Genomic DNA, 22,533 nt, shown 5'->3' on the forward strand with positions numbered 1-22,533 from the left:
GTTTGTAGGAGCGGCGTAAGCCGCGAAGCTGACGTTGCTGAAGCACATGGCATCTCTGCCGTCTGCGGGATGTGCTTGCTTCGCGGCTTACGCCGCTCCTACAAAGAAGCCGGTTGGGTCATTGACCCAGCATGATCGCCAAGGGCTTGTCAGTTGGCAGTTTGACCTTGACCGGTACCGACTCGACGTCGCCTTCGCCGCGCATCGCATCGCCACTGGCGGACAGCCGGGCAAATACCTCAACTTCCTGCAGCGCCGACAGCTTTTGCGTGGGCATCGGGCTGTCGCCATCGTCGAGGGTGACGGTCAGCGGCGCCGCCTGTGCAGGGTGGCGCTCGACGGCGACCGGCATTGGCGGGCCGCCGGGGATGCGGGCGATGACGAACACGGTTTCCTTGCCGGAGGCGGCGCGTTCGGCCAAGGCCGGGGCCAGGGTTACCGTTATGGCGATGCCATCACCAGCAGCGCTTGCTGGAGCCGCTGTTGTTGCCGCTGTGTCAGTCTGCGCGGTGGTCGGTGCCTTGCCACGGGCGATGTCGATCTGCGCCTGCATCGCGTTTGCGGCGGCAGGCTCCAGCCTTGGCAGCAGGCTTTCCCAGGTCCGCGCGGCCGCGTCGTTCTGGCCTTGCTGGCGCTGCACGATGCCGGTGAGCCAGATTACCCGCTCGTTGTCCGGTGCGATCTGGCGGGCGCGGGCAAGCCACTGCTGGGCGATATCGTCGAACAGGAATTTCGGATCGGCCTGGGCGCGGGTCTGTGCGGCTTCGAGCAGCAGGCCTGGTTCGTCCGGCGCCAGCTGTACGGCGCGTTGGTAGGCAGTGGCGGCATCGGCGACCTTGCCGATCTCCAGCTGCGAGCGGGCCAGCAGTACCCAGCCGTCAACGCGCTCGGGGTTCTGCTTCAAGGCGTCCTGCAGCTGGGCGATGCCTTCTTCGATGGTCTGCGGCGCTGCGGCGGCTTCAGGTTGCGGCTGCATCGCCGCCGGGGTTCCCAACAATTGGTACAGGCCCAGCGTGGCGACCATCGCCATCGCAACCAGGCTGCCCCAGATCCGCCGTTTGCCGGCGCGCCACAGTGGCCACAAGGTGACGCCGGTTGCCACTACCGCCAGCACTGCAGCACCTACCATGAACCCGGTATTCACCATTCGCGTTCTTCCTGGCTGGCGTCGTCATTGCTGGCAACAGGGACGGTGCGGCCACGCCGCCGTACATGCACGATCAACAGCACGGCGCCGGCCAGCAACAACAGGCCGGGACCGAACCAGAGCAGGGCGGTGCTGGCCTCCAGTTGCGGGCGGTACAGCACGAACTCGCCGTAACGGTCGACCAGGAATTGCTTGATCTCGGCATCGCTGCGGCCTTCGTGCATCAGCTTGAGCACTTCGCGGCGCAGATCGTGGGCGATCTGCGCGTTGGAATCGGCCAGCGATTGGTTCTGGCATTGCACGCAGCGCAGCTCGGCGGTGAGTGCGTGGAAGCGTACTTCCTCGGCGCGGTCGCGGTATTGCAGTGGGCTGGGGTCGCCGGCTGGCTGCGCGCTGGCGGCGAACGCCAGGCACAGCCATAACAGGACCACAGCCCAGGCTCTCATCGGGCGGCCCCGAGGTCCGGCGCACCGTGTTTGCCACCGGCAGCGGCTTCGACTTTCTCCAGTGCCGGAATCAGCTGCTCATCCATGACCTGCTGGGTGATGGCGCCGCTGTACTTCCAGCGCACGATGCCGCTGCCGTCGACCAGGAAGGTTTCCGGTGCGGCGGCGATGCCCCAATCCAGCGCGGCGCGGCCTTCCTGGTCGGCCAGCACCACCATGTAGGGGTTGCCCAACTGCTCCAGCCAGCGCAGTGCTTCGCTGGGCTCGTCCTTCCAGTTGTAGCCGATCACGCGCACGCGCTTGGTTTCGGCGAAGCGGGTGAGGATGGGGTGTTCATCGCGGCAGGTCGGGCACCAGCTGCCCCAGACATTGAGTAGATAGGGCGCACCACGCAGCTGCTTGTCGGTGACATGCACGCTGGGGTCGTGCAGCACGGGCAAGGAAAACGCGGGCGCCGGTTTGTCGATCAGCGCTGACGGCAGGCTGTCGCGGTCGGGCTTGCCGGAGCGGCTGACGCCGTACAGCATCAAGCCCATCAGGCCGAGGAAGAACAACGCACCGAGCACGATGGCGACTGGCGGCAGGCGATGCTTGGTTTTGGATTCGGGCGCAGGATTATTCATTTCGATTTCTCAGGCAGCCTGCGGAAGCGGCGGTCGACGGCGGTGATGAAACCGCCCAGCGCCATCAGCGCCGCGCCCAGCCAGATCCAGCGGACAAAGGGTTTGATCTGTACACGCACGGCCCAGGAGCCGTCGCCCAGTGATTCTCCCAGTGCGACATAGATATCGCCACCCAGCGTGCGGTGTATGCCGGCCTCGGTCATCGGTTGGCCGCCACTGGCGTACATGCGCTTTTCCGGGTGCAGGCGGGTAATCAGCGTGTCGCCGCGCAATACCTGCAGGTGCCCGCGGTCGGAGTGATAGTTCGGTCCATCGCTGGCATCCACGCCTTCGAACAGCAGCGTATAACCGCCGGCGTCGATGGATTTGCCGGGTGCCAGCGCGACTTCATGCTGCACATGCAGCGCCTCCACCAGCAAGGCGCCGACCAGGAACACGGCCACACCGAAGTGGGCGATCAGCATGCCCCAGGTTTCGGCATTGGGCCGGCCACTTTTGCGCAGACGCATCCACAGGTAATAGCCGGTGCCGCCAGCGACCCAGGCGGCGCTGGCAATGCCCATTGCAGTCTTGAACTTGCCTTGCGGGGCCATCCACCAGCCGATGATGCCCAGCACGACCGCCAATCCCGCCCACGGTGCGAGCAGCGCAAGGGTGCGAAGGCCTTGCTCGCGTTGCCAGCGGCTGAGGGGGCCGAATGGCAGCAGCACGATCATCGGTGCCATCAACAGCACGAACAGGGTGCCGAAGTACGGTGGTCCCACCGAGACCTTGCCCAGATCCAGCGCATCGGCCAACAACGGATACAAGGTGCCGAGCAGGACCATCGCGCAGGCGCAGCTGAGCAGCAGGTTGTTGGCCAGCAGCAGGCTTTCGCGCGAGTTGAGCGCGAACGCGCGGCGCGGGTCGTTGCTGTTGCCACCCATGCCGGGTGCACGTAGTGCATAGAGCAGCAGCGAGCCGCCGACCACGATGCCGAGGAAAATGAGGATGAACAGGCCGCGCGAGGGATCGGCGGCAAACGAATGCACGCTGGTCAGCACGCCCGAGCGCACCAGGAAGGTGCCGAGCAGGGACAGCGCAAACGCAGCAATCGCCAGCAGCAGGGTCCAGCCGACAAACACGCCGCGCTTTTCAGTGGCCGCTTGCGAGTGCAGCAGGGCCGCGCCAACCAGCCATGGCATGAAGCTGGCGTTCTCCACCGGGTCCCAGAACCACCAGCCGCCCCAACCCAGCTCGTAGTACGCCCACCAGCTGCCCAGCGCGATGCCGATGGTCAGGAAGCCCCAGGCCGCGTTGGTCCACGGCCGGGTCCAGCGCAGCCAACGCACGTCGATGCGGCCGTCGATCAATGCTGCGATGGCGAAGGCGAACGGCACCGCGAAACCGACGTAGCCCAGATAGAGCAGGGGCGGGTGGATGATCAGCCCGGGGTCCTGCAGCAGCGGATTGAGGTCGTGGCCTTCACCCGGTGCTGGCAGCAGGCGTGCGAACGGATTGGAGGTGAACAGCAGGAAGGCGAGGAAGCCGACGCTGATCATGCCCATCACCGACAGCACACGCGCCATCACTTCGGGTGGCAGCTGCCGCGAGAACGCGGCCACCGCGGCGGTCCACAGCGCCAGCACCAGCGACCACATCAGCAGCGAGCCTTCGTGTGCTCCCCATACCGCCGAATAGCGGTAGATCATCGGCAGCAGGGTGTTGGAGTTGTCGGCGACGTAGCGCAGCGAGAAATCCTGGCGCACGAAGGCAATCGTCAGCACCACGAAGGCGGCCAGCACCGTGCTCAGCTGCAGCATCGCTGCCGGGCGGGCGATCGCGGTGAGTGCGGGGATGCCGCGTTGGGCGCCGACAAGTGGCAGGACGCTTTGCAGCAGGGCTGCCAGCAGGGCGAGGATCAGCAATACCTGTCCGATTTCACCGAGCACTCAGGGCGTTTCCGTCGTTGGGGTGGTGGCCGGAACCTGGTGCTTGTCGTGCGCCACACCCATCTTGTCGGCCAGCTCCTTGGGCATATAGGTCTCGTCGTGTTTGGCCAGCACGTCTTCGGCGACGAATACGCCGTTGACCATGCGCCCGGTGGCGACCACCGCCTGTCCTTCGCGGAACAGGTCGGGCAGGATGCGGTCGTAGGTGACGGGCAGCATCGCGTCACCGTCGGTGACCTCGAAGCGCGCCAGCAGCGCACCGGGTTCGCGTTTGAACGAGCCTTTGGCCACCATGCCGCCAAGCCGGAAACGTGCGTCCGGGGCAACCTGGCCGGCGTTGACCTCGGCGGGCGTGTACAGATAGGCGATGTTGCGCTGCAGGGCAGTGCTGACCAGGGCGACCGCTGCGCCGGCAACCAGCAGGACCAGCAACACCAGCAACAGGCGGCGGCGCTGGGTGGGGCTCATCGGCTCAGTTCCTCATCAACGGCTGCTGCGCTGCCACGGCTGGCACGAGTGATGCGCGCACGTGCCTCGCGCAACTGCTGGCGGATCTGCAGGCGTGGCACGATGAAGTCCCAGGCCAATACGATGAAGAACACGGCGTAGGCCAGTGCCACGTATTTGAAATAGGTCATGCCGACTTCTCCAGCCGTTCGCGCAGCCAGGCCTTGCCGATTTCGCGGCGCAGGTTGTCGGCGCGGGCGCGCGACAGCAGCGATCCGACGAACCAGAACTTGGTAGCCAGCACCATGATCCACAGCGGCAGGATCATGCTGCTGTCCATGCTGGAGTCGCCGAACACGCGGATGGTCTGGCCCTGGTGCAGCGAGTTCCACCACACCACCGAGTAGCGGATGATCGGCAACATCACCACGCCGACGATGGCCAGCAGGCCGGCGGCGCGGGCGGCCGCGCGGCGATCATCGATGGCGCCGTACAGCCCCATCACGCCCAGATAAATGAACAACAGGATCAGTTCGGTGGTCAGGCGCGGGTCCCAATCCCACCAGGTACCCCACATCGGCTTGCCCCAGATGCTGCCGGTGAGCAGGGTGATCAGGGTGAACGCTGCACCGATGGGAGCGCAGGCCATGGCCAGGATCTCGCAGAGCTTGATCCGCCAGATCAGCGCGATTGCGCTGTAGAGGGCCATCAGCCCGAACACGAACAGGCTCATCCATGCCGATGGCACGTGGATATACAGGATGCGGAAGCTGTCGCCCTGCTGGTAGTCAGCCGGGACCACCGCCAAGGCCTGCCAGAGGCCGAAGCCGAACAGAGGCAGCGCGGCGATATAGCACCAGGTGGACCAACGGGCGGCGAAGGTGTCGAAGTAGGGCGGTGAGCCCAGCTTGTGAAACCAACCAACTAAACCTTTGAACATCCGCTCGCTCGCTGAGGAAGACGATGACCGGGCCGCGATCAGCGGCCCGACCGGCTGGGCGGTGCGGGCTGCACCACCGTTGCTGTTTTCAGACTAGCGCAAGATACCGCAAATTCAGAAAACCGGCGGGTCGTGGCCGACGTGCGTCAGGCTGATCCGGTGCCTGCGGCGCGCCGCTGATCAGCAGCGTCGCAGGTGGGTGCATCTACACGGCAGGGTCATGCCTCGTGTCATGCGGCTCAAGGTGCTCACGCATGCCGTATCGATTCTGTTTTGATGCTTTGCACAAAAGGGGCGGGTGAGGATCGAGTCCCGCCCGCCCATCTTCCAATTGCTGCAGGTGCGTCGTTTGCTGGCGCGAGTGAAGCCGGCTTGGCATCAGTTTCGCGGCAGCGCACCGGCCATGAACAGACGGACTGCGTCTCGCGCCTGTTGTTGTGCCTTGGGCAGGTCACTGAGGACAACGCGCCCATTGACCGAGCGCAGGACCAGGCCGCCGATCACCAGCATGTAAAAGAAATGCGCGGCTTGTTCCGGGTTTTCGATATACATGCGACCGGCTGCGGTTTCGCGGGCGAAGTACTGGCTGAGCAACACTTCCATTGGCGCCACGCCATGGGCATGGAACCAATCACGCAGCGCGGGTTGGTTCATGCCTTCGGAAATCACCACGCGATGGCAGGCAAGGCGTCTGGGCGAGAGGACTTCCTCGGCCATCTGGCTGGCGGCGTCCTCCAGCGCCTCGGCGGGCGGCAGCGGCGATTGCAGCAAGGTGTCCAGGCTGCGGCCGAAGTCGTTGATGCTCTGCTCCATCAGGGCGTGGATCAGGCCTTCCTTGTCGCCGAAGGCGCGGTAGAGGGTGGCCATCGAACCGCCGGCGCGCTTCACGATGTCGGACAGGCGTGCCGCCTGGTAGCCCTTTTCGTTGAAGACCTCGGTGGCGGCCGCCAGGAACTTCTCCACCCGCAGTTCGCCGCGGCGTTGCAGCTCGACCACGGGACGGGGCGGCAAGGTAGGCTTGTCTACGCTCGGAACTTCCGTGTCGGGCCGCTCAGCCATGTGCTTGGTTTGATTTGTGAAGTCAACGTCAAGAATAGCGCTGTTTTGGGCTCAGGAGTTGGCGATGCGGATTGCCGCTGCCGCGGTCAGAGGGGCGAGCACTGCGCTGACCAGCAAACCGGCCGCCAGCATCAGCAGCGCACCACCGGGATCAAAACCCTGTGCCGCTGCCGCCACCGCGCCTGCACCGAACACCAGTACCGGGACGTATAGCGGCAGCACCAGCAGCGCCAGCAGGATGCCGGCGCGGCGCATGCCCACGGTCAATGCGGCTACCACCGCCCCGAGCAGGCTCAGCAGGGGGGTACCCAGCGCCAGCGCGGCAAGCAGCACCGGCAGCTGCTCGCGCGGCAGGTGCATCAGTTCGGCCAGCAAGGGGCTGACCAGGACCAGCGGGAAGGCGGTGGTCAACCAATGCGAGAAGACCCGCACGGCGACCAGCCAGGCCAGCGGTACCGGCGACAACAGCCATTGCTCCAGCGAACCATCCTCGGCGTCGCTGCGGAACAAGGTATCCAGCGACAGCAGGCCGGCCAGCAAAATCGACAGCCACAGCACCGCCGAGGCAACGCTCTGCAGCAACCGGGGTTCGCCGCCCAGTGCCAGCGCGAACAGCGCTACCACCAGCAAGGCGAACAGGATCGGTTGCGCAGCATCGCCGCGGCGACGCCACAGCAGCTTCAGGTCGCGGGCCAACAGGGCACGCGCGGCAGAGAACAGCGTTGGTTGTGGACCGGGCAGGCTCATGCTGCGTCCTCCGGTGCTGCTGCGTTGCCCAAGGTAAGCGTGCGATTGCGGACCGGTGGTGCCGCGTAGGCACCGTGGGTGGTCACCAGCGCACCGCCGCCGCCGCGCAGATGCGCGGAGATCATCCGGTTGACCAGGTTGATGCCATCCAGGTCGAGGTTGGCGTAGGGCTCGTCCAGCAGCCAGATCGGCGCCGGTGACAACCAGATACGGGCCAGCGACAGGCGTTTTTTCTGGCCGGCCGACAGTTGCCGGACCAGGGTGTCCTCGTAGCCGGCAAGGCCGACGATTGCCAGGGCATTGCCCGGCATCTGCCGCGCACGGCGGCCTTGCAGTCCGCACAGGAAGTGCAGGTTCTCCAGGCAACCGAGGTCCTGCTTGAGCGCGGTGAGGTGGCTCAGGTAAGCGATATAGCGGGAGCGGTCGGTACTGTTGGCGGGACGGCCGTCGATCTCGATCCTGCCTTCGTCCGGGCGCAGCAGTCCGGCCAGCACGCGCAGCAAGGTGGTCTTGCCGGCGCCATTGCTTCCCTGCACCAACAGCGCTTCGCCCGCATCCACGTGCAGGTCCAGCGGCCCGAATACCGGATCGTCATTGCGGGTGAAGCGCAGGCCGCGGGCATCGAGCAGCGGCAGGGTGTTCGTGGTGTCAATCATCGGATCGGGCGCTTCCGTCCTTGGAGAGGTGGCGCAGGCAGGGCGGCGCATCGGGCCGCGCAGTATAGCGCTGCCAGGGTGTTGTCCCGGGGCCTGAGGGCATGGTTTGGGAAGCCTGGCGTGCCAGCTTTGCGTACACTCGGGGTTTTCTCCCCCGGCGTGTACGTACCCATGCATCCGCAGACCAAGTTGCCCAAGGTGGGCACCACCATTTTTACCGTGATGTCGCAGCTGGCCGCCGAACATGGCGCGGTCAATCTTGGCCAGGGCTTTCCGGACTTTTCCGCCCCGCAGCGTTTGATCGACGAAACCGCGAAGGCCATGCGCGAGGGCTTGAACCAGTACGCGCCGATGACCGGCGTGGCGCCGTTGCGCCAGGCGATCGCGCAGAAGGCGCTGGATTGCTATGGCGCACAGGTTGATCCGGACAGCGAGATCACCGTCACCTCCGGCGGCACCGAGGCGATCTTCAATGCCATCCATGCCGTGGTGCGTGCCGGTGAGGAAGTCATCGTGCTGGACCCTGCTTATGACTGCTATGAGCCGGCGATCGACCTGGCCGGCGCGCGCGCTGTGCACGTGCCGCTCGACCCGCAGACCTTCGCGGTGGATTGGGACCGTGTACGCGCGGCCATCACCCCGAAGACGCGCATGTTGATGGTGAATACGCCGCACAACCCATCTGGCGCGATGTTGACTGCCGACGACATGCAGGCGCTGGCAGACGTGCTGCGCGGCACCGACATTTACCTGATCTCCGATGAAGTGTACGAGCACATCATCTATGACGGTGCCCGCCATGAGTCGGCACTGCGCTACCCCGAGCTGCGTGAGCGTGCGTTCGTGATCTCGAGCTTCGGCAAGACCTATCACTGCACCGGCTGGAAGATCGGCTACGCCATCGCGCCGCCGGCAATGACCGCCGAGTTCCGCAAGGTCCACCAGTACAACACCTTCACCACCTACAGCCCGGCGCAGTACGGTTTTGCCGCGATGATTCGTGACGAGCCCGAGCATCACCTGGAGCTGGGCGCGTTCTACCAGGCCAAGCGCGACCGCTTCCGCGAGCAGTTGCTGGGTACGCGTTTGAAGCCGCTGCCGGTGCCGGGCGGTTACTTCCAGTTGGTGGACTATTCGGCGATCAGCGACCTGCCGGACCATGAGTTCGTGCGCTGGCTGACCATCGAGAAGGGCGTTACCGCGATCCCGTTGTCGCCGTTCTACGAAACCCCGCCGGCTGGCCAGCGTCTGGTGCGGCTGTGCTTCGCCAAGAACGATGCGACGCTGGATGCGGCCATCGAGCGCCTGCGCGCGCTCTGATATTCGAAACCACCATGGATACCGGTTTGTTCGTTTTCCTCGTGGCGTTCTGCACGTTCCTGCTTGCGGGTGTGGTGAAGGGCTATCTGTTCCTTTCCGTGGTTCAACCCGGCTTGCAGGCGCGTGGCGTATCGGTGGATGAGGGGCGCTTGGCGTTTCGTGGCAGTTTTGGTCGCTATACCCGTGCGTATCTGGCGTTGCTTGATGATGTCGAGCGGTGCCAGCCGGTCAATCGTTGGATCGCGCGGTTGCAGTGGTGGGTGCCGGTACTGGGCGCGGCCGTGGCGACCAGCGCTGTTCTTTCTTCATGGCTTTCAGGACGATGACGACAATGCAGGACCTGCGTATTTCCCTGGTGCAGGGTGACACCCGCTGGCACGACCCGGCGGGTAACCGCGACTATTACGGTGCGCTGCTGGCGCCGCTGGCGGGCAACACCGATCTGGTGATCCTGCCGGAGACCTTCACCAGTGGTTTTTCCAACGACGCGATTGACCAGGCTGAAGACATGGACGGCCCGACCGTTGCATGGATCGCCGAACAGGCCCGCGCGTTGGGCGCGGTAGTGACCGGTAGCGTGCAGCTGCGGGTGGATGGCTGCGTCTACAACCGTCTGCTGTGGGCCACGCCCGAAGGCGAGTTGCACTACTACGACAAGCGCCACCTGTTCCGTTTTGGCGGCGAGCACAAGCGTTATGCGGCCGGCAACGAACGGCTATGCGTGGAGTGGAAGGGTTGGCGGATCAATCCGCAGATCTGCTACGACCTGCGTTTCCCGGTGTTCTGCCGCAACCGGTTTGATGTGGAGCGGGCAGGGCGGATGGATTTCGACCTGCAGATCTTCGTCGCCAACTGGCCGTCGGCGCGTGCCTATGCGTGGCAGACCCTGGCGCGTGCACGGGCGATTGAAAACCTCTGCTACGTGGCAGTGGTGAACCGCATTGGCGTGGACGGCAATGGCCTGCATTATTCCGGCGACAGCGCGGTGATCGATTTCCTCGGCCAGCCGCAGCTGGAGATCCGCGAGCGCGAGCAGGTGGTCACCACCACCATCTCGGCGCAGGCGTTGGCGGCGCATCGCGAGCGCTTCCCGGCAATGCTGGATGCCGATGCGTTTACCTTGGGCGGGCCGGTAGTGCTTCGCTGAACGCCGGCCGCGCGTCGGGTCTGCAGGCTCTTTGCAAGGCGCAGGGGGGCTGTCAGGCTCGATGCCGGTTCAATCAAGCAGAGGATGCGCGATGAAGAAGATGATGGCGATGGCTGCAGTGCTGGCGTTGGGCCTTGCCCCGGCGGCGCAGGCTGCGGGCAATATCGACTGCGAGCTGCGCTACAACCTGAGTGGTTGGTCGGCGTTCTACAAGACTTCCAGCGGCACTGGCACGATCACCTGTGAAAATGGTGCAAGCATTCCGGTAAAGATCACCGCCAAAGGCGGTGGCCTGACGGTGGGCCGCACCACCATCACTGACGGTCGCGGCAGGTTTACCGGTGCTTATGCGCTCAATGACTTGCTGGGCACCTATGCGGCGGCCGAGGTGCATGCCAGTGCCTCACGGGCGACCGATGCGCAGGCGATGACCAAGGGCGATATTTCGCTGGCGCTGGCGGGTACCGGTCGTGGCTGGAGTCTGGGCATCGGCTTCGGAAAGTTCGTGATCGAACGCCGCTGAGGCCCAGGCGATGAACGCCAGGGCGGTTGGAGGACGCTCGCCCCCAGCCGCCGCTGCGGGATACCTTCTCCCGCGTACGGGAGAAGGGAGAGCTTGGAAGCAGTGCCCAGGGCCGAAGCAATGGGCTGGCCCAATGCCCTGTTTTGGGTTTCATTCTTCAGCTGCAACGGGGAAAGCCTTGAGTGCCGCCCACACCACCGGCTTGGCCCACTCCGGCACCTGTGCAAACTCGCCCTGGCTGACCGGGCAGAGAATCCGCCCCTTGTCCATTTCCAGCACAAGCAGCGGCTCGACCAGACCGTCGTGATCGGGCGGACGGCTGTTGTCATACACGTGCAGCGTCGTCAGGTGCGGCAATAGCTCGATCAGGTTGAGGCGCGAGCTGTCGTAGCGTTGGCGGATCTTGTCTTCGGGAATATCGTGGCCGCCGGCTGCAACGCGTTGGGCCACGCGTTGCAGGTGCAGTTCGATGCTTTCCAGGCCGCAGAACCAAACCGATACCTCATGCTGTTTGCAGGCTTCGTGCAACAGCTTGGGAATGGTGTTGGCGCCGAGCGTGGTTTCGAAAGCGTAGTCACGATTGGACTGCATTGCCTCGCGCAGGCGGCGGGTGCCTTCCTGCCATGCGGCTGCGTTGGCTTCTGCCAACGGCCAATCCCGTTCCACCAGTTGCCGGGTGAAGGCGTCGGGGTTGAACCAGGTGGCGCCATCATGCGCCAGCATCATGCCCAGCAGGGAGCTTTTGCCGGCACCATTGACGCCGGCCAGTACCAGGATGCGCGCCATCGATCAGCGCGACTGGCCCGGGGTGATCTTCAAGCCGCGGCGGCCAGGGCGGCCCAGGGCCCTGCTCAAGGCCGTGCCGTCATCGAGTACGGCAAGATGGGCATCGAACTCGGCCTGCAGTTGCTGGAGTGACTGCGCGCGCTGCGCTGCCGTCGACGCGCCGGACGCCTGCGCGACCAGCCGCTGGTATTCCTCGGCAGAGACCACCACCGCTTGCGGATGGTTGTGGTTGGTAACCACCACGGCTCCGCGTTTGGCGACTTTGCGCATCAGATCAGGCCAGCCTTTGGCTTTGACGTCACTGGCGGGCGTCTTTTCCAGATCCAGCAGGTTCAGTGACAGGTCCATGGCGGTTTCCGGGCTGTGTGTTCGCAAAATATACCAAATTTCCCATTTTGGGTATTTTTGCCAGGGCGCGTTCATTGACCGTTCGTTTGCGGGCCTGAAACGCAGACGCCCGGTGCAAGTTGCACCGGGCGTTTGCTTGCGGCGTTGCGCGGTGAGGCGCGTCAGCTGCGTTGTGGATCAGGCGCCGCGCGGACCGCGGTTGCCGCCGCCAGGACGGCCGCCGCCACCCGGGCGGCCTGCGCCACCGGGACGGTTGCCGCCCGGACGCGGACCGCCAGAGGGACGACCACCCGGGCCGCCTGGGCCACGGTTGCCACCACTCGGACGGCCGCCGGCCGGGCGTGCGCCGTAGGGGCTGTAGCTCGGGGTGGCGTGATCGGAGGGGAAGCTCGGGGCATTGCCCGGGTGACCGTACGGATGCTTGCGCTGGCCCTGGCCTGCGCCCTGCGGGCGACCCTGGCCGGGGCCGCCACGGCTGGCACCCGGGGCGCCGCCCGGACGCGGCTTGCCGTAGGGACGGGCCTGGCCATCGGCGGCCGGACCACGGCCCGGACCACGATTGCCGCCCGCGCCGCGCGCTGCGCCCGGACCTGCATTGCGGTGGCCGCTCGGGCCGGTGCTGACACCGTCCGGCACGTACCAGGTGCGGAACGCGGCCGGGTTGCCGTCCGGCAGGCTGCGGTCGCCTGCGGGCTTGCGCTGCTTGAACGGCTTCTGCGACTGCTTGGCTGCGGCTTCGCCGCTGACCGTCAGGCCGCCCTTGTAGCCGCCGCTGTTGCCACGGCCACGGCCGCCGCGGTCTTCGCGCACGTTGTCGAAGCGACGCAGTTCGCGGCCTTCATCGGCAGTGTTGTGGCCGTTGACGTAGGCATTGCCGCGGCCGCCATCGCGCGACACGCGCAGGGTGGTCTTGACCGCCTTGCGCTGGCCGATCACCGGCTGCAGGGTCAGTGCCGACGGGGTGCCTTCTTCCAGCTTCAGCTGGGCGCGCAGTGCGTCGACCTGCTGGGTGGTCAGTTCCACCGACTTGCCGCGCATCAGGTCGCGCGGCAGCTCGATCTTGCCGTAGCGGGTGCGCTTCAGGCGGCTGACCTGGCAGCCCTGCGATTCCCACAGGCGGCGCACTTCACGGTTGCGGCCTTCCTTGACGACCACGCGGAACCAGTCGTGTGAATCGGTGCCGCCAATGCGCTCGACCTCGTCGAACTTGGCGCCGCCGTCTTCCAGCAGCACGCCGCGGCCAAGGCGTTCGACGATTTCGTCGGAGACCTTCTCTTCGCCTTCCGGCGCACGCACACGTACCACGTACTCGCGCTCTACCTCGAACGACGGGTGCATCATCGCGTTGGCGAGTTCACCGTCGGTGGTAGCCAGCAGCAAGCCGGTGGTGTTGATGTCGAGGCGGCCGATGGCGATCCAGCGTGCGCCCTTCAACGGCGGCAGCGCTTCGAATACGGTTGGGCGGCCTTCGGGATCGTCACGGGTGGTGACTTCGCCCTCGGGCTTGTTGTAGATCAGCACGCGCGACGGGTCGGTCAGCGCGCTGGCGACGAAGCTGCGACCGTCGAGGTCGATCTTGTCGCCGCTCTTGATCGACATGCCGGTTTTGGCGACTTCGCCGTTGACCTTGACCAGGCCATCGGCGATGCGCTGTTCCAGCGCACGGCGCGAGCCGAGGCCGGCCTGGGCCAGGACCTTGTGCAGGCGCTCTTCGAGCTTGGGCTGTTGGTCGGTGTCGGCTTCGCGCTTGAGCGAGAGCTTGTTCAACGAAGATTTACGCGGGGTGTCACTCATCTGTTTGGCTCCGGCCGGCGTTTTCCGCGTCGGCCTGTGGTTCGGAATCGGCTACATCAACAGCCACGGTCGTCGTCGCGACGGCGTTGTTTTCAGTTTTTTCCACTTCCGCCGCGCGCTCTCCCGGCGCGGCGTCGGGTTCGCCGGTGAAGGCGGTGTTGGATGCAGCTGCGTTCGAATCCGGGGATCCTGGCGTAGCTGCGGGTGTGGGGTCGCTGTCGTTGGCGGCATCCAGGCCTTGCGGCGAGGCGGCACCAGCGGCAAGCGGGGCAGCTGGTTGGCCGTCGCCATCCAGCGGTAGTTGCGGTTCCAGCTCGCCGATGTCGCGCAGTTCGGACAGTGGCGGAAGTTCGTCCAGGCGCTTGAGCCCGAAGTAGTCCAGGAAGCCCTTGGTGGTGCCGAACAAGGCGGGCTTGCCAGGCACGTCACGGTGGCCGATGACCCGGATCCACTCGCGCTCTTCCAGGGCCTGGATGATGTTGCTGCTCACTGCCACGCCGCGTACCTGTTCAATCTCGCCGCGGGTGATGGGCTGCCGGTAGGCGATCAAGGCCAGGGTTTCCAGCGTGGCACGGGTGTAACGGGTCTTGCGTTCGGTCCATAGCCGCGACACCCAGCCGTGCACTTCGCTGGTGATCTGGTAGCGGTAGCCAGAGGCCACCTCCGTCAGTTCCACGCCGCGGCCCGCGCAGCCTTCGCGCAGCAGTTCCAATGCCCGTTCGATGCTGCCCGGCGGTGCCGGCTCATCTTCGGGAAACAGCCCCTGCAGTTGCGCCAAGGTGACCGGCTGGCTGGAAGCAAGCAGGGCGCCTTCGACAATGCGGTTGATCAGCGGTTGATCCATGCGTTGGGTCGGTTGCTCAGGCGGGAGTGTCAGCGTCATCGAACTCGCTGGAGAACTGCAGCGGTGCGTTGGTGTTGCCAGTGGCCAGGGACTTCACATAAATCGGGGCGAGCGGGGCTTCCTGCACGATGTCGAGCAGTTGCTCCTTGGCCAACTCCAGTACTGCAAGGAAGGTGACCAGGACGCCGAGCTTGCCTTCTTCGGCGGTGAACAGACTTTCAAAACGGTAGAACTTGTCGCCTTCCAGCAGGCCGAGCACGTCACCCATGCGCTGCCGCACACTCAGCGCCTCGCGCTTGATCGCGTGGCCGCTGAACAGCTCGGCGCGCTTGAGTACGTCATGCAGCGCCAGCAGCATTTCCTTCAATTCCACCGGCGGCGGAGTCTTGACCAGTACACGCTCTGGCACGAAGGCGTGCGCCAGGCTGGTGTCGCGGTCCTGCCGGGGCAGGCTGTCGATATCCTCGGCGGCCTGCTTGAAGCGTTCGTACTCCTGCAGACGGCGCACCAGTTCGGCGCGTGGATCTGCTTCTTCGCCTTCGATGCTGGGTGGGCGCGGCAACAACATGCGCGACTTCACTTCAGCAAGAATCGCCGCCATCACCAGGTATTCGGCCGCCAGTTCGAAGCGCAGCTCCTGCATGACATTGATGTATTCCACGTACTGCTTGGTGATCTCGGCGACCGGGATATCCAGGATGTCCAGGTTCTGCCGGCGGATCAGGTAAAGCAGTAGATCCAGCGGGCCCTCGAAGGCGTCGAGAATGACTTCCAGTGCATCCGGTGGAATGTACAGATCCTGTGGGATCTGCAGTACCGGTTGGCCATGCACCATCGCCAGCGGCATTTCCTGCTGCTGCGGTAAGGGATGCTGCGCTGGCGGGTTCGCGTCGTGCGCGAGTTCGGAAGTCATCAGGTCGACATTCGGGGTATTGCGAACCGGACGCGCCCCAGGTTCCCGCCCGGGAGCATTCCAGCCCATGTATTACGAGCTACTCGCGCTTGTTTGGCGCGCTTCCACACATGAACAACAAGGCGCGCCGCAGGATCAGCGGCAACGTCATTACGAGGAGGTCGTCTACGCGGTCCGGGAAGTGATGCGCTCCAGTGGTTGGGTGGCGGGCCTGACCCACTACCGCACCGGGCGGCTACTGGCCGACTGCGTGCAATGGACTAAAGAGTAATCGCCCGGGCAGGGCGGTGTCCAGCCTTGTGACGCTAGACTTGGCATCCTTCCATTCAGCAGACAAGCGGAGAAAGGCCAGTGTGGTACGTAATCGAGGGCTATGACGGAGAGGATGTGCTGGCGGCGCGGTTGCAGGCGCGGGCGGCACACCTGGCGCGGTTGCAGACATTGCTTGACCAGGGGCGACTGCTTTTGGCCGGTCCCTGTCCTGCAATTGACGCGGAAGACCCGGGTCCGGCTGGTTTCAGTGGCAGCGTGGTGATCGCCAGTTTTGAAGACCTTTCCGCCGCAAGGGCCTGGGCCGATGCCGACCCGTATGTGGCTGCTGATGTCTACACCCGTGTGGACGTGCGTCCATTCCGCAAGGTGCTGCCATGAGCCGGGTCGAGCGGATCCAGGCGGCCCTGCAGGCCGCTTTTGCGCCGCTGCAGCTGGAAGTGAAGGACGATAGCCACCGTCATGCCGGCCATGCCGGGGCCAGCGATGGACGTGGTCATTTCAAGGTCATGGTGGTCAGTGAGGCCTTCGCCGGCAAGGCGCCGCTCGCCAGGCATCGTGCGGTGTATGCCGCACTCGGCGAGATGATGGAGACGGATATCCACGCGTTGTCGATCAAGGCGTTGACGCCGCAGGAGCTGGGCGGGGCTGGCTGAAGGGAATGGGTCATTGCAGGGTTCCCGTGGAAGTGGTCGGGACAGATGTTGTCCAGGCGGGCCAAGTTCAGCTAACGAACTGTTTACAAATGCGTTTGAAAACGTTTACAGTCCGCCCGACCCTGTACTGCGGTGGGTAGGCCAGTGGCGAAGTCGGCAATAACGATCAAGGATGTTGCCCGTGAGGCGAATGTCTCCGTCGCAACCGTGTCACGTGCCCTCAATGGCCATGACAATGTCGCCGCGCCGGTCCGCAAGCTGGTGCTGGAAGTGGCCAGCCGGCTGCGCTACACCCCGCACGCTGCGGCCCGCAGCCTGAGCAGCCGCAGTACCCAGACAGTCGGTGTGGTACTTCCCGACCTGTACGGTGAGTTTTTTTCCGAGCTGATGCGCGGCATCGACGGTGTGGCCAGCGCCCATCGCCGGCACCTGTTGGTGTCCAGCTATCACGGCGACCAGCAACAGCAAGGTTCGGTGCTGCAGGCCATGCGCGGGCGCGTTGACGGCTTGCTGGTCCTTTCGCCTTACGCAGGTGACTCCGATTTCCTGGTCGACAACCTGCCGCCAGCGTTGCCAACGGTCTTGATCAACACGCCGTTGGCCAATGCGCAGTACCCGCTCTTCAGCATCGATGACCATGCCGGTGCGCTGAGCATGACCCGACATCTGCTTGAAGGCGGGCATCGCCGCATCGCCTTCATCTGCGGGCCGGCGCACAACCATGATGCGCAGCAGCGCCTGCTCGGTTTCCGTGAGGCGATGGCGGCGTTCGATGGCGAGGTGGAAGCTATCGAGCTGCCTGGCAATTTCGATGAAGCCTCCGGTCATCAGGCCGGATTGGCATTGTTGGCAGGCGCTGCACTTCCTGATGCGGTGTTTGCCGCCAACGACATGATGGCCCTGGGGTGCCTGTACGCGTTCTCGCAGGCGGGCATGAAAGTGCCTGCGCAAGTGGCGCTGGCCGGCTTTGATGACATTCCCTTGGCGCGCTTTGTTCACCCTGCTTTGACAACGATGCAGGTCAGCATCGCCGAGTTGGGCGAGCGGGCGATGCTGCAGTTGGTGCAGATGATCGACAGCGGGCAGGCGCAGGCAGCGCCGGCCGTAACCCTGGTCCCAACCTTGGTCGTACGCGACTCTACTGCCGCGCGCGACCTCCCTTGACCCGGCGATAGACCGGGATGGTTCCCCACAAAACGTTCCTCGCGGCCCATGCCGCCGCTTCGGGAGAGGTAAAGAATGAACAACAATGCTCGGAAATCCACCCCCACACGCAAGCTGCTCAGCAGCGCGCTGACTGCATGCCTGCTGCTGGGCGTAACACCCGCATTCGCGCAGAGCACCAGTGCGACCATCCGCGGCCAGGTGATGGCTGACTCGGCCCCCGCCGCGCAGGCGCAGATCACCGCCACCAATACCGCCACTGGTTTGAGCCGCAGCGTGCAGAGCAGCGTCAATGGCAGCTATTCGTTGGCTGGCTTGCCGCCGGGCACCTACAAGATCGACGTCAATGCCGGCGGCAAGACCAGCAGCCAGAACATCACCGTGCAGGTCGGCCAGACCGCGACAGTGAACCTGGGCGTTGGTGGTGTGGCTGAAACCGGCGGTGGCTCGGCAACCACGCTGGACGCGGTGCAGGTCACCGCGCAGGCGCCGATCGAGACCAAGACCTCGGAAATCGCCACCTACATCACGCCGCAGCAGATCCAGGCGCTGCCGCAGGGCACGCGTAACTTCCTGGCATTCGCCGATACCGTGCCGGGCATGGCGTTCGAGCAGAATCCGGCCAACGGCTCGACCAAACTGCGTGGCGGCGTGCAGAGCGCCAACAACGTCAACGTCTACATCGATGGCGTGGGCCAGAAGAACTACGTCACCCAGGGCGGCATCACCGGCCAGGATGCCAGCCGCGGCAATCCGTTCCCGCAGTTGGCCATCGGCGAGTACAAGGTCATCACCTCGAACTACAAGGCCGAGTACGACCAGATCAGCTCGGCCGCGGTGACGGCGGTGACCAAGTCCGGCACCAATGAGTTCAAGGGCTCGTTCTTCTGGGATTACACCAACCAGGATTGGCGCGAACCGCGTGAAAGCGAGAAGAACGGCGTCGGCAAGACCCGTTCCGGTGAGAAGCAGTACGGCGCCAGCTTCGGCGGCCCCATCGTGCAGGACAAGGCACACTTCTTCGTCACCTATGAAGGCAAGGAATATAACGCGCCGCAGGACCTGAAGCCGGGCGAAGGTCGCACGGCCAGCGATCTGCCGCAGGCCTGGCGTGACCAGCTCGGTGCTACCGCAACGCCGTTCAAGGAAGACCTGTACTTCGGCAAGTTGGACTGGTCGGTGAATGATGCCAACCTGCTCGAGTTCACCTACAAGCGCCGTGAGGAAAGCGAGATCGGCAATGTTGGCGGGCAGAGCGCAAGCAGCTACGGCACCGATACCGGTGTGACCGAAGATCGTTACGACCTGCGCTGGCAGTACTCCAGCACCAACTGGCTCAGCGATTCGCACCTGACCTACGAAAAGGCGTTCTGGACCAAGGCGCCGGTGAACTTCGGCAATGGCGCCGTGCTGACCGATGGCAGTGGTGATGATGGCAAGCAGATCTACCGCATCGGTGCGGGTGACGGTGGCCTGCAGGACAAGGGACAGAAGGGTTGGTCGTTCCAGAACGACACCACCTTCTTCGGTTGGGAAGGGCATACGCTGAAGTTCGGCGTGAAATACAAGCAGGTTGATCTCGACACCATCGAGCAGCAGCCCTACAACCCGCAGTTCTATTACGACATCAACCAGGGCGGCGTCGTTCCGTACTTCGTGCGCTTCGGCAGCCCGGCGGGCGGCACTGATGGCGGTTCTGTCACCTCCAAGAACAAGCAGTTCGGCATCTACATCCAGGATGACTGGGATGTCACTGATCGGCTGACCTTGAACCTGGGTCTGCGCTGGGACTACGAGAAGACCCCGTCGTACCTGGACTTCGCCACCGCGCCGGATGTGCTGGCGTCGCTGGCCAGCCAGGACCCCAATGCCGCGGCCGGGCAGACCTATGCGCAGACGCTGGCGCTGGGCGGCATCGACGTCAACCGCTACATCAGCACCGGCAACAACCGCAAGCCGTTCAAGAATGCCATCCAGCCGCGTCTTGGTTTCTCCTATGACCTGAGTGGTGATGAACGCTTGGTGCTGTTCGGCGGCGTTGGTCGTTCCTATGACCGCAACCTGTTCGACTACCTGCAGCTGGAACGCAGCAAGGCGACCTTCCCGACCCGTCGCTTCAAGATCAATTCGCCGGGCCACGCCTGCGTGGTTGGCGGCGACTGCCTGGAATGGAGCCCGCAGCTGCTTGATCGCGACTACCTGATGTCGCTGATCGATTCGACCGAGGCCGGTCGCGAAGTGTGGATGTTCGACAACAAGTTGAAGACCCCGTACTCCGACCAGTTCAGCCTGGGCATCCGCAGCAGCTTCAACCTGATCGGCCAGGAGTGGAACAGCTCGGCCACCCTCCAGCACACCCGTTACAAGGATGGCTTGCTGATCTCGCGTGGCAACCGCTATGCCGATGGTGGTGTTTTCGCCCCCAACGGCAGCCCGTGGAATGCGCCGGGCCTGCCGGGGCTTGGTTCGCTGATCGTGGCGACCAACGGTTTCGAATCGAAGAACACCGCATTGCTGCTGAGCCTGGACAAGCCGTATACGGCTGAAAGTCCGTGGAACATCAACCTTGCCTACACCTATACCGACGCCAAGCAGAACATCCACGAAAAGGATCCAGTCTACGGCTGGTACTTCCAGCAGGGTGGCTGGTTCGACGGCGCCTGGGCACCGAAGCATCGCCTGGTTGTCAGCGGCTTCACCGATCTGCCGTGGGGCATGAGTGCGTCCGGCAAGCTGACCCTGGCCAGCAAGATCAAACGCTGGGACATCGACGGAACCGCTGCCTACGGCGGCTACGAGCGCCCGCACAGCTGGGAGCCGAGCGGCAGCTTGGGCTTCAAGCAGTTCGACATGTCGTTGACCAAGACCTGGGATACCGGCACCGACCTGAAGCTGAAGGTGCGCGCCGACGTGCTCAATGCCTTCAACTGGACCAATTGGGGCGGCTACGGCATCAACTGGGACACCGGCGCCATCAATAGTTGGGACCAGTACACCACCCGTACCTTCAAGCTGTCGTTCGGTCTGGACTGGTAAGCGGCACCGTCCCGGCCGATGCACGTTCGGCGGGGACGTTTCCCATATGCAGTACGCCTTCGCCACGTGAATGTGGTGCTATGTTTTCAAGATGGATGTCGCCTTGAGCAAGTCACGTACCTCGCAATTGTTGGCCTGTGTTCTCGCCGGTATGGGGCTGGCGTTGTTGGGAGGCTGTGGCAAGGCGCCGGAGCCGCCGATGCCGAAGGTATTGCCGCAGGTGATCCTGATCGAGGCGGACCTGCCGCCGCGGCCGATGAAGCCGGAACTGCCACCGCTGTTCGACGACATCGAGAGCCGCACCTTCCAGTTCTTCTGGGATACGACCAACGAACAGAACGGGCTGACGCCTGATCGTTATCCGTCGCGGCCGTTCGCCAGCATCGCTTCGGTGGGTTTCGCGCTGACGTCGTATCCGATCGGCATCGAGAACGGCTGGGTCAGCCGCAACCAGGCGGTGGAGCGCACCCTGGTCACGCTGAAGTTCTTCCGCGACCTGCCCAGCGGTCCGCAGCGCACCGGCAAGGGTGCTTACAAGGGCTTTTACTACCACTTCCTCGACATGCAGCAGGGCCGTCGCTATGACAGCTGGGTGGAACTCTCCAGCGTGGATACGGCGCTGTTGCTGATGGGCGTGCTGTTTGCCCAGAGTTACTACGACCAGGACGATCCGCGCGAGAAGGAGATCCGGCAGATTGCCGACACGATCTACAAGCGCACGGACTGGCAGTGGCTGCAACGCAACAAGCCGCTGGTCTCGATGGGCTGGTTCCCGGAGAGCGGCTTCATCCAGCACGATTGGATGGGCTACAACGAAGCGATGATGCTCTACATCCTGGCCCTGGGGTCGCCGACGCATCCGGTCGAGCCCGATGCGTGGACGGTGTGGACGCGTACCTATGACAACGATTGGGGTGTGTACCAAGGGCAGGAATACCTGTCGTTCGGGCCCTTGTTCGGCCACCAGTACAGCCATGTCTGGATCGACTTCCGCGATATCCAGGACCCGTACATGCGCGAGCGTGGCATCGACTATTTCCTCAACAGCCGTCGCGCTACCCTGGCCCAGCGCGAGTATGCGATTGAGAACCCGATGCAGTGGAAGGATTACAGCGCCAATGTCTGGGGTTTGACCGCAGGCGACGGCCCGCAGAACACCACCCAGGATTACAAGGGTGAGCAGCGCCAGTTCCGCCACTACTCGGCGCGCGGCGCCGGCCTGCGCGAGAACTTCGACGACGGCACCATCGTGCCATCGGCGGCGATCTCCTCGTTGCCGTTCGCGCCGGAAGTGGTGATCCCGGCAACGGTGGAAATGCACAAGCGCTACGGCGACTACCTGTACTCCAGCTATGGCTTCCTGGATTCCTTCAACCCCAGCTTCGGCTACGACATTCCGCTCAAGACCGGGCGTCTGATTCCGGAGCGCGGCTGGGTGGCCAGCGACTACATCGCAATCGATCAGGGCCCGATCCTCGCCGGCATCGCCAACTACCGCGATGAGTTCGTGTGGGAAGTAATGAAAAAGAATCCCTACATCCGCAAGGGTTTGGAGCGGGCCGGGTTCACTGGCGGTTGGTTGGCACCGGAAGACAGCTTCCAGCCACTGCAGAAGGACGAACAGGCAGCATCGGCGCGGGCCGCAGGGATTGCCGAGTCGCGCGCTGCGGCAGCGGCCGGGCAGAAGGCAGCCAGTGAGCAGCCGGCAGCGCCTGCGGCCAAGAAACAGTGATGTA

General features: G+C 64.4%; 25 protein-coding genes. 10 read left to right on the top strand and 15 right to left on the bottom strand.

Features of this window, described 5'->3' with window-relative positions; all coding sequences use genetic code 11:
- Nucleotides 1-118 precede the first annotated feature (118 nt).
- The 10 genes from ACVOLI_RS00410 to ccmA form a co-directional block, all read right to left on the bottom strand.
- A complete protein-coding gene (locus ACVOLI_RS00410) occupies nucleotides 119-1,147 on the bottom strand; it encodes a tetratricopeptide repeat protein (RefSeq protein WP_481533059.1) in 1,029 nt (342 codons plus the stop codon).
- A complete protein-coding gene (locus ACVOLI_RS00415) occupies nucleotides 1,141-1,593 on the bottom strand; it encodes a cytochrome c-type biogenesis protein (protein WP_481533060.1) in 453 nt (150 codons plus the stop codon). Before ACVOLI_RS00415 ends, ACVOLI_RS00410 begins: the two co-directional genes overlap by 7 nt.
- Complete coding sequence (locus tag ACVOLI_RS00420; protein WP_296251480.1) at nucleotides 1,590-2,216, bottom strand: DsbE family thiol:disulfide interchange protein; 627 nt, start codon at nucleotides 2,214-2,216, stop codon at nucleotides 1,590-1,592. Before ACVOLI_RS00420 ends, ACVOLI_RS00415 begins: the two co-directional genes overlap by 4 nt.
- Complete coding sequence (locus ACVOLI_RS00425; RefSeq protein ID WP_481533061.1) at nucleotides 2,213-4,147, bottom strand: heme lyase CcmF/NrfE family subunit; 1,935 nt, start codon at nucleotides 4,145-4,147, stop codon at nucleotides 2,213-2,215. Before ACVOLI_RS00425 ends, ACVOLI_RS00420 begins: the two co-directional genes overlap by 4 nt.
- A complete protein-coding gene (gene ccmE, locus ACVOLI_RS00430) occupies nucleotides 4,148-4,615 on the bottom strand; it encodes a cytochrome c maturation protein CcmE (protein WP_296253201.1) in 468 nt (155 codons plus the stop codon). It lies immediately after the preceding gene.
- Nucleotides 4,612-4,785: a heme exporter protein CcmD gene (gene ccmD, locus ACVOLI_RS00435; RefSeq protein ID WP_296253203.1), complete on the bottom strand. Its 174-nt coding sequence runs from the start codon at nucleotides 4,783-4,785 to the stop codon at nucleotides 4,612-4,614. Before ccmD ends, ccmE begins: the two co-directional genes overlap by 4 nt.
- Nucleotides 4,782-5,534, bottom strand: coding sequence for a heme ABC transporter permease CcmC (ccmC, locus tag ACVOLI_RS00440; RefSeq protein WP_481533062.1), 753 nt, complete (start codon nucleotides 5,532-5,534; stop codon nucleotides 4,782-4,784). Before ccmC ends, ccmD begins: the two co-directional genes overlap by 4 nt.
- A gap of 378 nt (nucleotides 5,535-5,912) precedes the next feature.
- The gene (locus ACVOLI_RS00445) at nucleotides 5,913-6,545 is read right to left on the bottom strand and encodes a TetR/AcrR family transcriptional regulator (protein ID WP_296253207.1); all 633 of its coding nucleotides are present in this window, start codon (nucleotides 6,543-6,545) and stop codon (nucleotides 5,913-5,915) included.
- 99 nt (nucleotides 6,546-6,644) lie between these two features.
- Nucleotides 6,645-7,340, bottom strand: a complete 696-nt coding sequence (gene ccmB / locus ACVOLI_RS00450; protein WP_296253208.1) for a heme exporter protein CcmB — start codon at nucleotides 7,338-7,340, stop codon at nucleotides 6,645-6,647.
- Nucleotides 7,337-7,996, bottom strand: coding sequence for a heme ABC exporter ATP-binding protein CcmA (gene ccmA / locus ACVOLI_RS00455; protein WP_481533063.1), 660 nt, complete (start codon nucleotides 7,994-7,996; stop codon nucleotides 7,337-7,339). Before ccmA ends, ccmB begins: the two co-directional genes overlap by 4 nt.
- 171 nt (nucleotides 7,997-8,167) lie before the next feature.
- Between ccmA and ACVOLI_RS00460 the strand changes: the two genes are divergently transcribed.
- From ACVOLI_RS00460 to ACVOLI_RS00475, 4 genes are all read left to right on the top strand, one after another.
- On the top strand, nucleotides 8,168-9,316 hold the full coding sequence (locus ACVOLI_RS00460; protein WP_282273094.1) for a pyridoxal phosphate-dependent aminotransferase: 1,149 nt from the start codon (nucleotides 8,168-8,170) through the stop codon (nucleotides 9,314-9,316).
- Nucleotides 9,317-9,330: 14 nt separating this feature from the next.
- Nucleotides 9,331-9,642, top strand: a complete 312-nt coding sequence (locus ACVOLI_RS00465) for a hypothetical protein (protein WP_481533064.1) — start codon at nucleotides 9,331-9,333, stop codon at nucleotides 9,640-9,642.
- Between the two features lie 5 nt (nucleotides 9,643-9,647).
- Nucleotides 9,648-10,463, top strand: coding sequence for an amidohydrolase (locus ACVOLI_RS00470; RefSeq protein WP_481533076.1), 816 nt, complete (start codon nucleotides 9,648-9,650; stop codon nucleotides 10,461-10,463).
- A gap of 91 nt (nucleotides 10,464-10,554) precedes the next feature.
- Nucleotides 10,555-10,986, top strand: coding sequence for a peptidase associated/transthyretin-like domain-containing protein (locus ACVOLI_RS00475; protein WP_481533065.1), 432 nt, complete (start codon nucleotides 10,555-10,557; stop codon nucleotides 10,984-10,986).
- Nucleotides 10,987-11,136: 150 nt separating this feature from the next.
- Here the strand turns inward: ACVOLI_RS00475 and ACVOLI_RS00480 are convergent, their stop codons facing one another.
- From ACVOLI_RS00480 to ACVOLI_RS00500, 5 genes are all read right to left on the bottom strand, one after another.
- The gene (locus tag ACVOLI_RS00480; RefSeq protein WP_481533066.1) at nucleotides 11,137-11,772 is read right to left on the bottom strand and encodes an ATPase; all 636 of its coding nucleotides are present in this window, start codon (nucleotides 11,770-11,772) and stop codon (nucleotides 11,137-11,139) included.
- 3 nt (nucleotides 11,773-11,775) lie between these two features.
- Nucleotides 11,776-12,120: a type II toxin-antitoxin system Phd/YefM family antitoxin gene (locus tag ACVOLI_RS00485; RefSeq protein ID WP_481533067.1), complete on the bottom strand. Its 345-nt coding sequence runs from the start codon at nucleotides 12,118-12,120 to the stop codon at nucleotides 11,776-11,778.
- A gap of 177 nt (nucleotides 12,121-12,297) precedes the next feature.
- Nucleotides 12,298-13,914 (bottom strand): pseudouridine synthase, encoded by a 1,617-nt coding sequence (locus tag ACVOLI_RS00490; protein WP_481533068.1) that lies wholly within the window; start codon nucleotides 13,912-13,914, stop codon nucleotides 12,298-12,300.
- A complete protein-coding gene (scpB, locus tag ACVOLI_RS00495; protein WP_481533069.1) occupies nucleotides 13,907-14,758 on the bottom strand; it encodes an SMC-Scp complex subunit ScpB in 852 nt (283 codons plus the stop codon). Before scpB ends, ACVOLI_RS00490 begins: the two co-directional genes overlap by 8 nt.
- A gap of 16 nt (nucleotides 14,759-14,774) precedes the next feature.
- The gene (locus tag ACVOLI_RS00500) at nucleotides 14,775-15,671 is read right to left on the bottom strand and encodes a segregation and condensation protein A (RefSeq protein ID WP_282270218.1); all 897 of its coding nucleotides are present in this window, start codon (nucleotides 15,669-15,671) and stop codon (nucleotides 14,775-14,777) included.
- A 67-nt stretch (nucleotides 15,672-15,738) separates the two neighbouring features.
- Here ACVOLI_RS00500 and ACVOLI_RS00505 point away from each other — a divergent pair, with 67 nt between their 5' ends.
- The 6 genes from ACVOLI_RS00505 (at nucleotide 15,739) to ACVOLI_RS00530 (ending at nucleotide 22,529) form a co-directional block, all read left to right on the top strand.
- Nucleotides 15,739-15,942 carry a hypothetical protein gene (locus ACVOLI_RS00505; RefSeq protein WP_282270220.1) on the top strand — a complete coding sequence of 68 codons (204 nt, stop codon included), beginning with the start codon at nucleotides 15,739-15,741 and terminating at the stop codon, nucleotides 15,940-15,942.
- Between the two features lie 80 nt (nucleotides 15,943-16,022).
- Nucleotides 16,023-16,322: a YciI family protein gene (locus ACVOLI_RS00510; RefSeq protein ID WP_481533070.1), complete on the top strand. Its 300-nt coding sequence runs from the start codon at nucleotides 16,023-16,025 to the stop codon at nucleotides 16,320-16,322.
- Nucleotides 16,319-16,597: a BolA family protein gene (locus ACVOLI_RS00515; protein ID WP_481533071.1), complete on the top strand. Its 279-nt coding sequence runs from the start codon at nucleotides 16,319-16,321 to the stop codon at nucleotides 16,595-16,597. Before ACVOLI_RS00510 ends, ACVOLI_RS00515 begins: the two co-directional genes overlap by 4 nt.
- Before the next feature lie 144 nt (nucleotides 16,598-16,741).
- Nucleotides 16,742-17,761 (top strand): LacI family DNA-binding transcriptional regulator, encoded by a 1,020-nt coding sequence (locus ACVOLI_RS00520; protein WP_481533072.1) that lies wholly within the window; start codon nucleotides 16,742-16,744, stop codon nucleotides 17,759-17,761.
- Nucleotides 17,762-17,836: 75 nt separating this feature from the next.
- Nucleotides 17,837-20,797 (top strand): TonB-dependent receptor, encoded by a 2,961-nt coding sequence (locus tag ACVOLI_RS00525; RefSeq protein ID WP_481533073.1) that lies wholly within the window; start codon nucleotides 17,837-17,839, stop codon nucleotides 20,795-20,797.
- A gap of 199 nt (nucleotides 20,798-20,996) precedes the next feature.
- A complete protein-coding gene (locus tag ACVOLI_RS00530; protein WP_481533077.1) occupies nucleotides 20,997-22,529 on the top strand; it encodes a glucoamylase family protein in 1,533 nt (510 codons plus the stop codon).
- Nucleotides 22,530-22,533: the final 4 nt, after the last annotated feature.

The organism is Stenotrophomonas sp. STEN029 (genome assembly GCF_056760015.1).